This is a genomic window from Arthrobacter sp. C9C5 (assembly GCF_013359735.1).
In the GTDB taxonomy this organism is placed as follows: domain Bacteria; phylum Actinomycetota; class Actinomycetes; order Actinomycetales; family Micrococcaceae; genus Arthrobacter.
Genome location: NZ_JABFMX010000018.1, coordinates 1 through 12622, shown reverse-complemented (window position 1 = coordinate 12622; position 12622 = coordinate 1). Strand labels below are relative to the sequence as shown.

The window sequence follows — 12622 nt, the reverse complement described above, 5'->3', positions numbered from 1 at the left end:
GTCGAACCTGGCCGGGAACGGTCAGGCGGTGAGTTTGAGCTGGTGCAGGTGGTCGTACTGGACGGCATGCCGGACCGGGGCGTTGGGGGCCCCGTAGCCGTCGTAGGAGTCGCGGCGTTCCACCATTTCGAAGAACACGCTGCCGACGGTGGCGGTGTAGAAGTGCAGGAATTCGCCGTCGGCGTCACGGTCGTAGAGCAGGTTCAGCTCGCGGAGTGTGGCGAGGAACCCGGGGTCCAGGTCGAAACGCGCGTCCAGGTCCTCGTAGTAGTTCGCCGGGATGCGCAGGAACTCCAGGCCGCGGCCACGCGCGGCCCGGGCCGTGGCCACGAGGTCGTCCACCGCAAAGGCGATGTGTTCCTGGTAGGTCCGGCGCGCGATTCGCGCGGGCGCGCCCCCCGCTGCCTCCTGGCCGCCCTCCTGCTGGTGCAGCGGGGCCAGGTTCAGCACCAGCCGCACGCCGCGGTCCCGGGTGGTCATTACCTGGGAGCGGACCAGCCCGGTGGGGCTGGCCACTTCGGCGTACGGCTGCGGCTCGAGGGCCAGGGCGCTGGTGTAGAAAAGCACGGCCTCGTCGAAGTGCTGCCACGGCTGGGCGAGGTTGACGTGGTCGATCACGGCCTGCGGCCCGGCGAGCCTGCCTCCGGCGCGGTCGGATCCGGGCAGGCCGGCGGGCGTGCCGAACTCGTTGACCCAGGCGGCGGTGCCGTCCGGGCTGCCCTGGCACAGGAAGATTTCGGTGGAATCCGGGGCGGCGAAGCCCTGGAAGATTTCCTCGTTCGCCTGGCTTTTGCGCGGCACCGCGGGGGCCTTGAGCTGCTGCGCCCGGGCGGCCGCGATCACGGGTGAGTCGACGTCGAAGCCGACCGCGGCAATGGCGGTCTCCGCCGCGGCGGGGGCTTCCTCGTTGATGATCACGCGCGCGTGGCCCATGGTCCACAATTGCACATTCTTGGTCCGGTGCCGGCCGTTGAACGCGAAGCCGAGCTGGCCCAGCAAAGTCTCCAGGGCGGCGGTGTCGGCGGCCCGCACCTCGGCGAAGTTGAAGCCCGCCGGTTCGGACACCTGCGGCAGCGTGGCCAGTTCCATCGGATGACGACGGCGGCCAGCGGTCCCGGCGGCCGTTTCGGCCGCCTCTGCTGCCGAGGGGTGCGCCTCCAGCCACTGTGCGCTTTGTTCCTCGAGCCAGATCAGCGATCGCATGGCATCCACCGCGGTGCGTTCGACGTCGGACTGCCGGAAGACGTCGTTGAAGACCTCCAGCGAGACAGGGCCGGAGTAGCCGGCGCGGACCACATGGCCCATGAACTTGGCGAGCTCGAACTGCCCTTCGCCCGGGAAAACCCGGTAGTGCCGGCTCCAGGACAGCACGTCCATGGACAGCTTCGGGGCGTCCGCCACCTGGACGAAAAAGATCTTAGCCGGGTTGAACCGCTCGATTGGGGCCGTCTCCCAGTCCCGGGACAGGATGTGGAAGGAGTCAAGGCAGGTGCCCAGGTTCGGGTGGTTCACCAGTTCCACCAGGCGGTGGGCGTGCTCGTAGTCGTTGACGTACTTGCCCCATGCCAGGGCCTCGTAGGCGACCTTTACACCGTGCTCGCCGGCGAGCGAGGCGAGCCGGGACAGTTGCGCGGCGCGGAGCTCGTCGTCGTCGATGCTGGCGGTGGCCACATTCGAGCAGACCAGGATGGTGTCCATGCCCAGCCGGGACATCAGCCGGAACTTGGCCTCTGCCCGGCGCAGGTTGGCGGCGAGCAGCTCCTCCGGCACGCTGTCGAAGTCGCGGAACGGCTGGTACAGGTCGAGGCTGAGGCCCAGGTCCGCGGCCATCGACCGGATCTCCTCCGGGCTCAGCGAGGAGGTCACGAGGTCCTGCTCGAAGATCTCGATCCCGTCGAACCCGGCGACGGCACAGGCCTGCATCTTCTCCTTCAGGGTGCCGGAGAGGCAGACGGTGGCGATTCCGGTGCGCATCAGGCGGCCACCTCCTCGGCGGCCACGAGCTCCAGGAAGTGGGCCCGCATCCGGTCCGCGTCCGCTTCGAGGCCGGTGAAGATCCGGAATGCGTCGGCTGCCTGGCCCACGGCCATCCGGCCGCCGTCGAGCACCTCGCAGCCCTTGGCGCGGGCTTCGCGGACCAGTTCGGTCTCGATCGGCCGGTAGACGATGTCCGCGACCCAGTGCCGGGGCTCCAGCAGGGACATGTCCAGCGGGACACCGGGGTGGGCGGCCATGCCCACGGGGGTGCAGTGCACCAGCCCGTCGGCGAGCGGCATGAGCTCGGGAAGCTCCGCCGTCGTCCGGGCCGTGACTTGGCTGTGCGGGAAGAACCCGGCCAGTTCGGCCGCCCGGTCGGCGCAGCGGGCCGCGTCGGTGTCCACGAGGTCCAGCCGCCGGACACCGGCGGTCAACAGGGCGTAGGCTACAGCGGACCCGGCGCCGCCGGCGCCGAGCTGCACGACGCGGTCCAGCTTCGCCCCGGGCAGGCCGGAGGCGAGGGCGGAGGCAAAGCCGGAGAAATCGGTGTTGTGGCCGATGAAGCGGCCGTCCCGGATGGTCACGGTGTTGACGGCACCGAGGCGCCGGGCGTCCGGCGAGATCTCGTCGAGGTGTTCCAGCACCAACTGCTTGCACGGGTGGGTGATGTTCAGTCCGTTGAAGCCGAGCCGCTGGGCGCCGGTCAGGAGTTCCCCGACGGCCTGGCCGGGAAGGCCCAGCTCGGTGAGGTCGATGGGGCGGTAAAGATACCGGAGGCCCTGCACATCGCCTTCGCGTTCATGCATGGGGGGCGTGAGGGACGGCGTGACGCCATCGCCTACGAGGCCCACGAGGAAGGACTCTGCTCGATTGCTCATCCGTCTAGCTCCTTTGACAACGGCACTCGGCGGCCGCACTGCGGGCGGCAGGCCGGGTGGTAGGGATTACATTACCGCAGTTGTTCACATATTGCACTGATGTTCTTATTACGAACATATATTTCTTCACTGCTGGGGAAGCCGGGCCGAGAGCTCGGCAGCGGCGGACTGGAGCAGCGGCACGAGGGCAACAAGCGCCTCCATGCTCATCCGAAAGACGGGTACCGCGGTGGCCAGCGAGGCGAAGGCGTGGCCCTGGGAGTTGAAGACCGGGACGGCGACGGCGCGCATGCCCAGCTCGTTTTCCTCGTCCATGGTGGCGTAGCCGCGCTTCCGGACCAGCTCGATTTCGGCCCGGAAGGCGTCCCGGTCCGTGATGGAGAGTTCCGTCAGGGGCTCCAGCTCGAGATCCTCCACCAGCCGATCCCGGGTGGCGTCGTCGGCAAACGCGACCAGCGCCTTGCCCACCGAGGTGGTGTGCAGCGCGCCGAGGTGGCCCGGATCGGAGGTGACGCGGAAGGTCTGCGGGCCGTCGACCTTATTGACGGTGAGGTGGTGGTTTCCGTCCCGCACCGAAAGGATGGTGGCCTCGCCGGTCTCCTCGGTGACGCGCCGCAGGATGGGAAGCGCGGTGCCGGCGAAGCCGTGGTGGTTGGAGACCCGCTGGCCGAGCTGGAAGACGCGCAAGCCCAGATGGTAGCGGCGGCCGTCCGGCTCGTAATCCACAAAGCCGTCCCGGGTCAGCGAACCGAGCAGCCGGTAGGTGGTGCTGAAGGGCAGTTCCGCCCGGCGCGAGAGCTCGGCGGCACTGGCTCCGCGGGGTTCATCGCCCAGCAGGACCAGCAGGCCCAGGGCCTTGCCCACCATATCTGTGCGCGAGTCTTCCTTGGCCGGGCGCGCAGGCTTCGCGGTCTCGTCAGCGGTGGCCCCGGCAGCGAGGTCCGGCTCTGTGTCTTGATTCACACTCATGTTCCGATGTTCTCACATAGTGAGAGCTATTGCTAGATGGTGATTATTTTTCTTGACAAGTGACCGCGCTCACAGCCATGCTTGCTACATCGCACAAGTAGCTCCCACCATGTGGCTACTAGTCCGGGTCTTTCCTCGGTCCACCGGCTGCCGCACACTTGAAGCCACCGGCCGGCAGGACCCTCCCGATCCATCCGCGACAACGTCGTCACATCAAAGGAACACCATGAGCCAGACACTCCCGTCTACGACGCCGGGCACTGCCGCACCGGCCGGGACACCAAAGAAGGCGGCCCTCGCCAGCTTCCTGGGCAGCGCCGTCGAGTACTACGACTTCTTCATTTTCGGTTCCGCCGCCGCGCTGATCTTTCCGAAGGTCTTCTTCCCGGACGCGGACGCCAACGCCGCGATCATGTCCTTTGCGACTTTCGGCTTCGCCTATGTGGCCCGTCCCGTCGGCGCCGTCATCCTGGGCCACTTCGGTGACCGGGTGGGCCGCCGGAAGGTCCTGATGTTCACGCTGCTGCTGATGGGCGCCTCCACCTTTGTGATCGGCTGCCTGCCGGACTTCAAGACCGTCGGCTGGTGGGCCCCCGTGCTGCTGGTGATTGCCCGGCTCTGCCAGGGCCTCTCCGCCGCCGGTGAGCAGGCTGGCGCCTCCTCCATGACCCTGGAGCACGCGCCGGACAACCGCCGTTCGTTCTTCACCTCCTGGACCCTGACCGGCACCCAGGGCGGCCAGATCCTTGCTGCCCTCGTCTTCATCCCCGTCCTTGCCCTGCCGGATGAGGTCAAGTACGGCATCGGCTGGCGCATCCCGTTCTGGCTCAGCGCCGTCGTCGTCGTGGTCGCGTTCTTCATCCGCCGCACCCTGCACGAGCCGCCGGCCTTCGAGGAGGCCCAGAAGAGCGCCCAGATCTCCAAGCTCCCGGTCGCCGACCTGCTCAAGCACCACTGGCGCGACGTGCTGCGCGTCGTCGCCTGCGCCTTCATTGCCGCTGTCTCCACCGTGTTCGGCACACTGGCCATCAGCTACGCGAAGAACGTCGCCAACGTGGACGGCACCGTCACGCTGTGGCTGGTCGTGGGCGCCAACTTCGTGGCCCTCGGGACCCAGCCGCTCTTCGGCAAGCTGGCCGACCGGATCGGCCGCAAGCCGGTCTTCATCTACGGCGCGCTCTCCAGCGCGCTGCTGACTCCGGTGTTCCTGCTCAGCCTCGAATCCGGCAGCGTCCCGCTGATGTTCCTGGCCGCGATCGGCTTCTTCTCCTTCGGCTACGCGGCATCCAACGCCGTCTGGCCGTCCTTCTACGCCGAAATGTTCAGCACCAGGGTCCGCTTCTCCGGCCTGGCGATCGGCACCCAGCTCGGCTTCCTGATGGCCGGTTTCGCCCCGGCAATCGTGGCGGCCATGGGTGGCATCAAGCCCGGCGGCTGGGTTCAGATCACCATCTTCACCGGGATCATCTGCGCCATTGCCGCCATCTCCGCGCTGACCGCCAAGGAAACCTTCAAGGTTCCCACCAAGGAACTCGGCCTGCGCTAAGGCCACCGACGCTCCTGCCCAGTTCTCCGTGGACAAGCCCGGCGTGTTTCCGCAACACGCCGGGCTTGTCCGCGTGTCGGCGGTGTCACGGGCGGAAGAACCGGGCGGGAGCGTCGCGTGGACCGGCCGACGGCGGGGCGCTCAGCCGCGGCCGGCGCCCAGCACGGCGGCCAGATCGTAGCTGACCGGCTCCTCCAGCTGGCCGTAGGTGCAGGACCGAGGCTCCCGGTCCGGCCGCCAGCGGACGAACTGGGCTGTGTGCCGGAAACGCTCGCCCTCCATGTGGTCATACTTCACTTCCACCACCCGCTCCGGGCGCAGCGGCGTGAAGCCCAGGTCCTTGCCCCCGCTCCACCGGCTTCCCTCGGCGTTGCGCGGCGTCCGGGCCCCCTCCTCCTGCCTGGCCCGTGCCCACGGGTGGTCAGCGAAATCGGTGACGAGCGGCTGGAGTTCCTCGAACAGTTCCTTCCGGCGCTGCATCGGGAACGCGCCCACCACACCCACGTTGGCGAGCACGCTGCCGTCGTCGTACAGCCCCAGCAGCAGCGAGCCGATCCGGTCCGCGCCGGAAGTGTGCACCCGGTAACCGGCGAGGACACAGTCAGCGGTGCGTTCGTGCTTGACCTTAAACATCGTGCGCTTGTCCGGCTGGTAGCTGGAGTCCAGCGCCTTGGCCACGATCCCGTCCAGCCCGGCGCCTTCGAACTGCCGGAACCACCTCGCCGCGGTGTCCCGGTCCGCAGTGGCGGCGGTCAGGTGCACCGGCGCGGAGCTGTCCGCGAGCACCCGTTCGAGGGCCGCCCGGCGCTCCCCGAAGGGCCGGGCGGTGAGATCCTCGTCGTCGAGGGCCAGCAGGTCGAAGGCAACGAAACTCGCGGGGGTCTGGGCGGCGAGCAGCCGGACGCGGCTGGCGGCCGGGTGGATCCGCTGCTGGAGGGCATCGAAGTCCAGGCGGTCTCCCGCGGCGCCGACCAGGACGATCTCGCCGTCGAGCACGCAGCGCGGCGGGAGGTTTGCCTTCAGTGACTCCACGAGCTCCGGGAAGTACCGGGTCAGGGGTTTGCCGTTGCGGCTGCCGATCTCCACCTCGTCGCCGTCGCGGAAGATGATGGAACGGAATCCGTCCCACTTGGGCTCAAAACTCATCGAGCCCTCCGGCAGGGCGCTGACGGCTTTCGCCAGCATCGGCGCGATCGGGGGCATCAGCGGCAGTCGCATACGGCCTATTCTGTCGGGACCGGCCGCCGACGTCGACCCCCGGGCGGCCGGACGGTCGGGCCGCCGGGCGTCGGACGGATTTCCTCGACAGAGCCTGCGACGGCCCGGAAAACTAACCCACCGCTTACCGGGCCGAAACGCAGCGGCAACATACGGGCAGGACACTGGAAGTGCCGGCAAGAGCAGGCACCAGCTCCAGTCCAGGAGGCCCGCCATGTTGAAAGAAGCCAAGGCCCAGATCACCCGCATCCGCGCCCTCGACCAGCTGCACCGCGGCGACGAGATCGAGGCCCGCCTGCGCGTTGGCCCGAATTACGACGACGTCGTGATCCGCCGCGGCAGCGTGCAGGAAACGGCCCCCGGGATCGGCGTCGTCTGGATCCTGGACCGGCAATCGGGCACGCGCAAGGCGGTCAACGCCGACGAGTGCAGCCTCTGGCGTGTGGCCTAGCCCGCTAACCGCCGGCGACGGACTGGATGATCAGGACCTCCTGGCCGGGCGCCACTTCCGTGCCGAGGCCCTGCAGCCGCCGGATTTCATTCCCGTTGACGTATATATTCACGTAGCGGCGGACGGCTCCGGTTTCGTCCCGCAGGCGCCGGGACAGAGCGGGGAAGTTCGCGGCCACAGTATCCAGCAGCCATTGGACCGTCACGGCCCCGTCCGCGGGCGCAGTCAGGATGGACTGCCCGCCGGCCAGCGGTTGGAGGACGCTGGGAAGCAGCACACTGATCTCGGGCACGGTTAGCCTCAGGCGGAAGCCGCGGCTTGCGCCGCAGGCACCGGGGCGCCGACGACAGCCGCGGCCCGCACGCACAGCACGTCGGGCAGGTGCGAAGCGACCTCGGTGAAGTGTTCGCCTTCGTCGGCGCTGGCGTAGACACTGCCTCCGCGGGTCCCGAAGTAGACTCCGGCGGGTTCGGCGGCGTCGACGCAGGCCGCGTCGCGGAGCACGGAATTGAACTCTGCCCCGGGCAGTCCGGCGTCCAGCCGCTTCCAGCTCGCGCCTGCGTCGTCGGTCCGGTGCACGGCAAGCTTTCCGCCCGGCGGGATCCGTTCGCCGTCGGCCTTCAGCGGGATGACCCAGGCCGTGCCCGCGCGGCGCGGGTGCGTCAGCATGACAAAGCCGAAATCAGCCGGCAAGCCCTCGGCAATCGATTCCCAGCTCTCGGCGTCGTCATCGCTGCGGTAGACGCCGTGGTGGTTCTGCGCGTACAGGCGCCCGTCGACGGCGGCATCGGCGGCGATCTTATGGACGCACTGGCCGAATTCGGGGTTGGGATCGGGCATGAAATAGGCCGAGATCCCCTTGTTCCGCGGCTCCCAGGATGTCCCGCCGTCGAGCGAGCGGTACACACCGCCGGTGCTCATGGCGACGTGCACCTTCTCCCCGTCCGGGTTGACGACGATCGAATGTGCCGCTGCCCCGCCATAGCCGGCCCCCCATTCACTGCGGTGCGGGTGGTCCCAGAGGCCGCGGTTGAGCTCGAAGTGTTCGCCGCCGTCGGTGGATTTCCAGACCGAGATCGGCTCGCAACCGGCCCAGACGACGCCGGGGCGTGACTCGGCGTCGGGGTGGATCTGCCAGACGCGCTCCAGCGCGGCGTCGGTGTCCTCGGGAAAGCGGATGGCTCCGTTTTCCGGCTCGTTCCAGGTTTCGCCGAGGTCGTCGGAATGGAAGACGGTGGGTCCCCAGTGTTCCGAGCGGACCCCGACGAGGATGCGGGTCCGGCCTTCGCGCGTGTCGATTCCGATGCTGGGGATCTCGCTCATCAGGAAATGCGGGCCGGAGAGGGACCAGCTTTGCCGGTCCGGGCTGCTGGCCAGCCAGAGCCCCTTCTTCGTGCCGATCGCCAGGACATAACTCTCTGCGGTAGCCATGCCCTACATGCAACCACCGCGGCCCGGCTGCCGCAATGGTTTTTCGGGGCTCAATCGACGAATTCAGACTGGGTTTCAATGAAGTCCCAGTCGGCGGCGCTCAGCACACCGGTGGGCTTGTCCGGATGCGGGCCGCCGGCCTCGGCAATGCCCTGCAGCACCGGGAGGGGTAACTCCTCGGCCCGCAGGTTCCCGCGCAGCCATTCCTTGCTGGCAAGGTCCAGGTCCAGCCACCACATGAAGATTTCCACCGCTGCCGCCCTTCCCGTGTCCTCCAACGGTAGGCCCGGTGCCGGAGTCGATCAAGGGAGGAAGGCCCTAGCCGGGCCGGAAGCGCCGCGGCAAGAATGGGGTATGCCCGCAGAGCGCACGAGCCCAGCACCTCTGGTTGTCGGCGTCCTCCCCGGCCAGCCCCCGGAGGTGCTCGAAACGGCGGTGACACTGGCGAGAAGCCTTTCCGCCCCGCTGGTCTGTGCCTACGTGGACGAGGCCAGCTACCTCGTGGAGTGGGATCCGGCCCGGTCAGCGCACCGGCTCTCGCTCCACCCGGAGGCCGACAATGCCGAGATCCAGGCAGCCACCGAGCGGCTGCGGGCCGACATCGCCGCCGTCTGCGATGTCCCGGGGGTGGAATGGAACCTGCGGACCCTGGCCGGGGATCCCGCCCGGGCGCTCGGCCGGCTGGCGGCGGATGCCGGCGCGGCCATGATCATCGTGGGTACTCCCGAACCCGGGCTCGGACACCGGCTCACTGCTGCACTCAACGGATCGGTGGCCGCCTGGCTCAGCCATCATCAGGACCGCCCGGTCCTCATCGTCCCGGTGCGGTCCGGCGGAGCAGTCAGGCCCCGCCGCGGCTCCTGAGCGGCCCGGGAAAATAAAGCGAAAGTAGTTATTCGAGGTGCTGGCGCATCGTCTCTACTGCCAAGTAAGGTTGTATTCGTAGGCGGGAAACCACCTACCCCATAGCTGCTCCGGAGTGCGTATCCCCCAATAACGCACTCCGGAGCTCTTTAATTTCCGGACAGAATTCGATTCCCCGTTACGGTACCCCCGTAGGGTACTTGCCAGATACCCCTGGGGGGTATAGCTTGGTGGGATGAACGAGTCCGAAGCCTCCATCACGGCACCCCTGGAGGGCGCCCTGCCCCAGCAGCACGGCTACTCCGCCAACAAGGACGCCTACCTCAAGCGGCTCAAACGGATCGAGGGCCAGGTCCGCGGCATTGCCCGGATGGTCGACGAGGACAAGTACTGCATCGACATCCTGACCCAGGTCGCCGCCGTCACCAAGGCCCTGCACGCCGTCAGCCTCGGGCTGGTGGAAGAACACATCGGCCACTGCGTGGTCGGGGCGGCCGCGGAGCCGGATCCGGAACTTCGCGCCGAAGCCATCGACTTCAAAGTGAAGGAGGCCACCGATGCCATCGGGCGCCTGCTGCGGTAGCGGCAACACCACTCACCACACCCCTCACAAGACGACCGGGCTGATAATCCAGTCCCCCACCAAGGAGCAAGCCATGAGCACCGTTTCCACCACCGTCGAGGTATCCGGGATGACCTGCGGGCACTGCGTGTCCTCCGTCTCCGAAGAACTTGAAGCGCTGGCGGGCGTCGAAAGCGTCGACGTCGACCTCAACGCCGGCGGGATCTCCACCGTCACGATCACCTCCGACAAGGCACTCTCTCCCGCCGAAATCGGCGAAGCGGTCGCCGAAGCGGGCTACCTCGTGGTCGCGAACGAGGCCTGAGCCCGGCGCCGGGCGGCCTCCCGAAAGCGGGACCTGAGCAGGACTTCACCGAGCACGACCGAGGAGAACATTCCGTGAGCAACGCGCAACTGCTGGACCAGCCCGGAAGCCGGGTGATTGAACTCGACATCGAGGGCATGACCTGCGCCTCCTGCGTCGGCCGGGTCGAGCGCAAGCTCGGGAAGCTCGACGGCGTGCAGGCTTCGGTCAACCTCCCGCTGGAGTCTGCCCGGGTCACTGTCCCGGCCAACATCACCGACGAGCAGATCGCTGCGACGGTGAACGCCGCCGGCTACAAGGCCACGGTCAAGACCCCGCAAGCGCCGGCTTCCCCGGCCGAGGACACTGCGGCCGGACCGGCGGCGACGCTGAAACCCCGGCTCCTTGCCGCGGCCGCCCTCACCGTGCCGGTCTTCGTGCTCTCGATGCTTCCGGCCGTCCAGTTCCCGAACTGGGGCTGGGTTGCCGCCGCGCTGGCGTTGCCGGTGGTCAGCTGGGCGGCGTGGCCGTTCCACCGGGCCGCGGCAGTGAACGCCCGGCACCTGTCGTCCACCATGGACACGCTGGTGTCGATCGGCGTAACGGCTGCCTATATCTTCTCCGCCTGGCAGCTCCTGGCCGATCCCCGCCTCACCGAGCACCCGGGCATGGAGGGCATGGGTTCGACCGGCCTGTACTTCGAGGTCGCCTCGGTCGTCACCACCTTCCTGCTGCTCGGCCGCTACCTGGAGGCGAACGCCAAGCGCAAGGCCGGTGACGCACTCAAGGCCCTGCTAAACCTGGGCGCCAAGGATGCCACCGTGCTCCGCGACGGCACCGAGTTCCCGGTCCCCGCGGACCGGCTCCGGGTCGGCGACGTCGTCGTCGTCCGCCCGGGCGAGAAGATCCCCACCGACGGCGTGGTCATCGAGGGCACCTCCGCCGTTGACGCCTCCCTGGTGACCGGGGAATCGGTGCCGGTTGAAGTGGGCCCGGGCAGCGCCGTCACGGGGGCCACCATCAACACCTCCGGGCGGATCCTGGTCCGCGCCACACGGGTCGGCGCCGACGCCACGCTGGCCCAGATGGGCAGGCTGGTCTCCCAGGCGCAGTCGGGGAAGGCCCCGATCGCCCGGCTCGCAGACCGCATCAGCGCCGTCTTCGTCCCGGTGGTCCTCGCCATCGCCGCGGTCACCTTCGGCACGTGGCTGCTCTTGGCCGGGCCGGAGGTCAGCGGCGCCGAGCTTCGCGCCGCCTTCACGGCAGCCGTCGCGGTGCTGGTCATCGCGTGCCCGTGCGCCCTGGGGCTCGCCACCCCGGTCGGTCTGCTCACCGGCACCGGCCGCGGCGCCCAGCTGGGCATCCTGATCAAGGGTCCGCAGGTGCTCGAGGACACCCGCACCGTGGACACCATCCTGCTGGACAAGACCGGCACCGTCACCACCGGGCACCTTGCCGTCGCCGGCACCCGCGCGTTCGCCCCGTTCAGCGAAAACGAGGTCCTGCGGCTCGCCGGCGCAGCGGAGGCCGCGTCCGAACACCCCATCGCCCGGGCCATCGCGGCAGCGGCGCTCACCGCGGAGCGGGGGCGCGGCGACGACGCCCGGCTGCCCGCCGTCGTCGGCTTCCGCTCGGCCCCGGGCGGCGGCGTCCGCGGCAGCGTGGAAGGCCGCCTCGTTACAGCGGGCCGGTCCGGCTGGCTGCAGCAGAACGGCGTCGCCGTGTCCGGCCCGCAGTTGGCCGCCCTGGCCGCGGCCGAGGACGCCGGAGCCACCGCCATCTGGGTGGCCGTGGACGGGGAGCCGGCCGGCATCGTCAGCTTGCGCGACACACTGAAGCCCGGCTCCGCTGCGGCCATCGCCCGGCTCCGGGAGCTGGGGCTGCGGCCCATCCTGCTGACCGGCGACAACGCCGCGGTGGCCGGCCAGGTGGCCGCCGCCGTCGGCATCCCGCCGGAGGACGTCTTCGCGGGAGTCCTGCCGGAGGGCAAGGTCGACGCCGTGCGGACGCTGCAGGCCGGCGGCGCCACGGTGGCCATGGCCGGCGACGGCGTGAACGACGCCGCAGCGCTGGCCCAGGCGGATCTGGGCATCGCGATGGGCTCGGGCACCGACGTCGCCATCGAAGCCGCGGACCTGACCGTAATGGGCAACGATCTGGGGCAGGTGGGCCTGGCCATTGAGTTGTCCCGCCGGACCCTGGCCACGATCAAAACGAACCTGTTCTGGGCCTTCTTCTACAACGCCATCGGCATTCCGGTGGCTGCGCTGGGCCTGCTCAACCCGATGATCGCCGGCGCGGCCATGGCGGCCAGCTCCGTGCTGGTGGTGGCCAACTCGCTGCGGCTGCGCAGCTTCGGCAAGTAGCCCGATGGGGAGGCCTGCCCATCGACAGTTTTTTGCGCGGCAGGGTAGGTTCGAGG

The 12622-nt window shown here is 68.9% G+C and carries 13 protein-coding genes; 6 read left to right on the top strand and 7 right to left on the bottom strand.

The window, feature by feature from the left end:
• Positions 1-21: 21 nt before the first annotated feature.
• The 3 genes from HNO80_RS14040 to HNO80_RS14030 form a co-directional block, all read right to left on the bottom strand.
• Entirely contained in the window at positions 22-1974 is a 1953-nt protein-coding gene (locus HNO80_RS14040) for a sugar phosphate isomerase/epimerase and 4-hydroxyphenylpyruvate domain-containing protein (protein ID WP_175323472.1), read from the bottom strand.
• Positions 1974-2855, bottom strand: a complete 882-nt coding sequence (locus HNO80_RS14035) for a shikimate dehydrogenase (RefSeq protein ID WP_175323471.1) — start codon at positions 2853-2855, stop codon at positions 1974-1976. Before HNO80_RS14035 ends, HNO80_RS14040 begins: the two co-directional genes overlap by 1 nt.
• 126 nt (positions 2856-2981) lie before the next feature.
• Positions 2982-3824, bottom strand: a complete 843-nt coding sequence (locus HNO80_RS14030; RefSeq protein ID WP_175323470.1) for an IclR family transcriptional regulator — start codon at positions 3822-3824, stop codon at positions 2982-2984.
• Positions 3825-4050: 226 nt separating this feature from the next.
• Between HNO80_RS14030 and HNO80_RS14025 the strand changes: the two genes are divergently transcribed.
• Positions 4051-5370 (top strand): MFS transporter, encoded by a 1320-nt coding sequence (locus HNO80_RS14025; protein ID WP_175323469.1) that lies wholly within the window; start codon positions 4051-4053, stop codon positions 5368-5370.
• Between the two features lie 141 nt (positions 5371-5511).
• Here the strand turns inward: HNO80_RS14025 and HNO80_RS14020 are convergent, their stop codons facing one another.
• A complete protein-coding gene (locus HNO80_RS14020) occupies positions 5512-6588 on the bottom strand; it encodes an ATP-dependent DNA ligase (protein ID WP_175323468.1) in 1077 nt (358 codons plus the stop codon).
• Positions 6589-6802: 214 nt separating this feature from the next.
• On the opposite strand from HNO80_RS14020, the gene HNO80_RS14015 reads away from it, so the two are divergent.
• Positions 6803-7039, top strand: a complete 237-nt coding sequence (locus HNO80_RS14015) for a hypothetical protein (RefSeq protein WP_175323467.1) — start codon at positions 6803-6805, stop codon at positions 7037-7039.
• Positions 7040-7043: 4 nt separating this feature from the next.
• On the opposite strand, the gene HNO80_RS14010 is transcribed toward HNO80_RS14015, so the two are convergent.
• From HNO80_RS14010 to HNO80_RS14000, 3 genes are read right to left on the bottom strand one after another with little or no spacing between them, the layout of a single operon-like run.
• Entirely contained in the window at positions 7044-7331 is a 288-nt protein-coding gene (locus tag HNO80_RS14010) for a MoaD/ThiS family protein (protein ID WP_175323466.1), read from the bottom strand.
• An 8-nt stretch (positions 7332-7339) separates the two neighbouring features.
• Positions 7340-8470, bottom strand: a complete 1131-nt coding sequence (locus tag HNO80_RS14005) for a WD40/YVTN/BNR-like repeat-containing protein (protein WP_175323465.1) — start codon at positions 8468-8470, stop codon at positions 7340-7342.
• 50 nt (positions 8471-8520) lie between these two features.
• Positions 8521-8721, bottom strand: a complete 201-nt coding sequence (locus HNO80_RS14000; RefSeq protein WP_175323464.1) for a hypothetical protein — start codon at positions 8719-8721, stop codon at positions 8521-8523.
• A 103-nt stretch (positions 8722-8824) separates the two neighbouring features.
• Between HNO80_RS14000 and HNO80_RS13995 the strand changes: the two genes are divergently transcribed.
• From HNO80_RS13995 to HNO80_RS13980, 4 genes are all read left to right on the top strand, one after another.
• Entirely contained in the window at positions 8825-9334 is a 510-nt protein-coding gene (locus tag HNO80_RS13995) for a universal stress protein (RefSeq protein WP_175323463.1), read from the top strand.
• A 235-nt stretch (positions 9335-9569) separates the two neighbouring features.
• Positions 9570-9917, top strand: a complete 348-nt coding sequence (locus tag HNO80_RS13990; RefSeq protein ID WP_175323462.1) for a metal-sensitive transcriptional regulator — start codon at positions 9570-9572, stop codon at positions 9915-9917.
• Positions 9918-9990: 73 nt separating this feature from the next.
• Positions 9991-10221 carry a heavy-metal-associated domain-containing protein gene (locus HNO80_RS13985; protein WP_175323461.1) on the top strand — a complete coding sequence of 77 codons (231 nt, stop codon included), beginning with the start codon at positions 9991-9993 and terminating at the stop codon, positions 10219-10221.
• Between the two features lie 74 nt (positions 10222-10295).
• Positions 10296-12566, top strand: coding sequence for a heavy metal translocating P-type ATPase (locus HNO80_RS13980; protein ID WP_175323460.1), 2271 nt, complete (start codon positions 10296-10298; stop codon positions 12564-12566).
• Positions 12567-12622 lie beyond the last annotated feature (56 nt).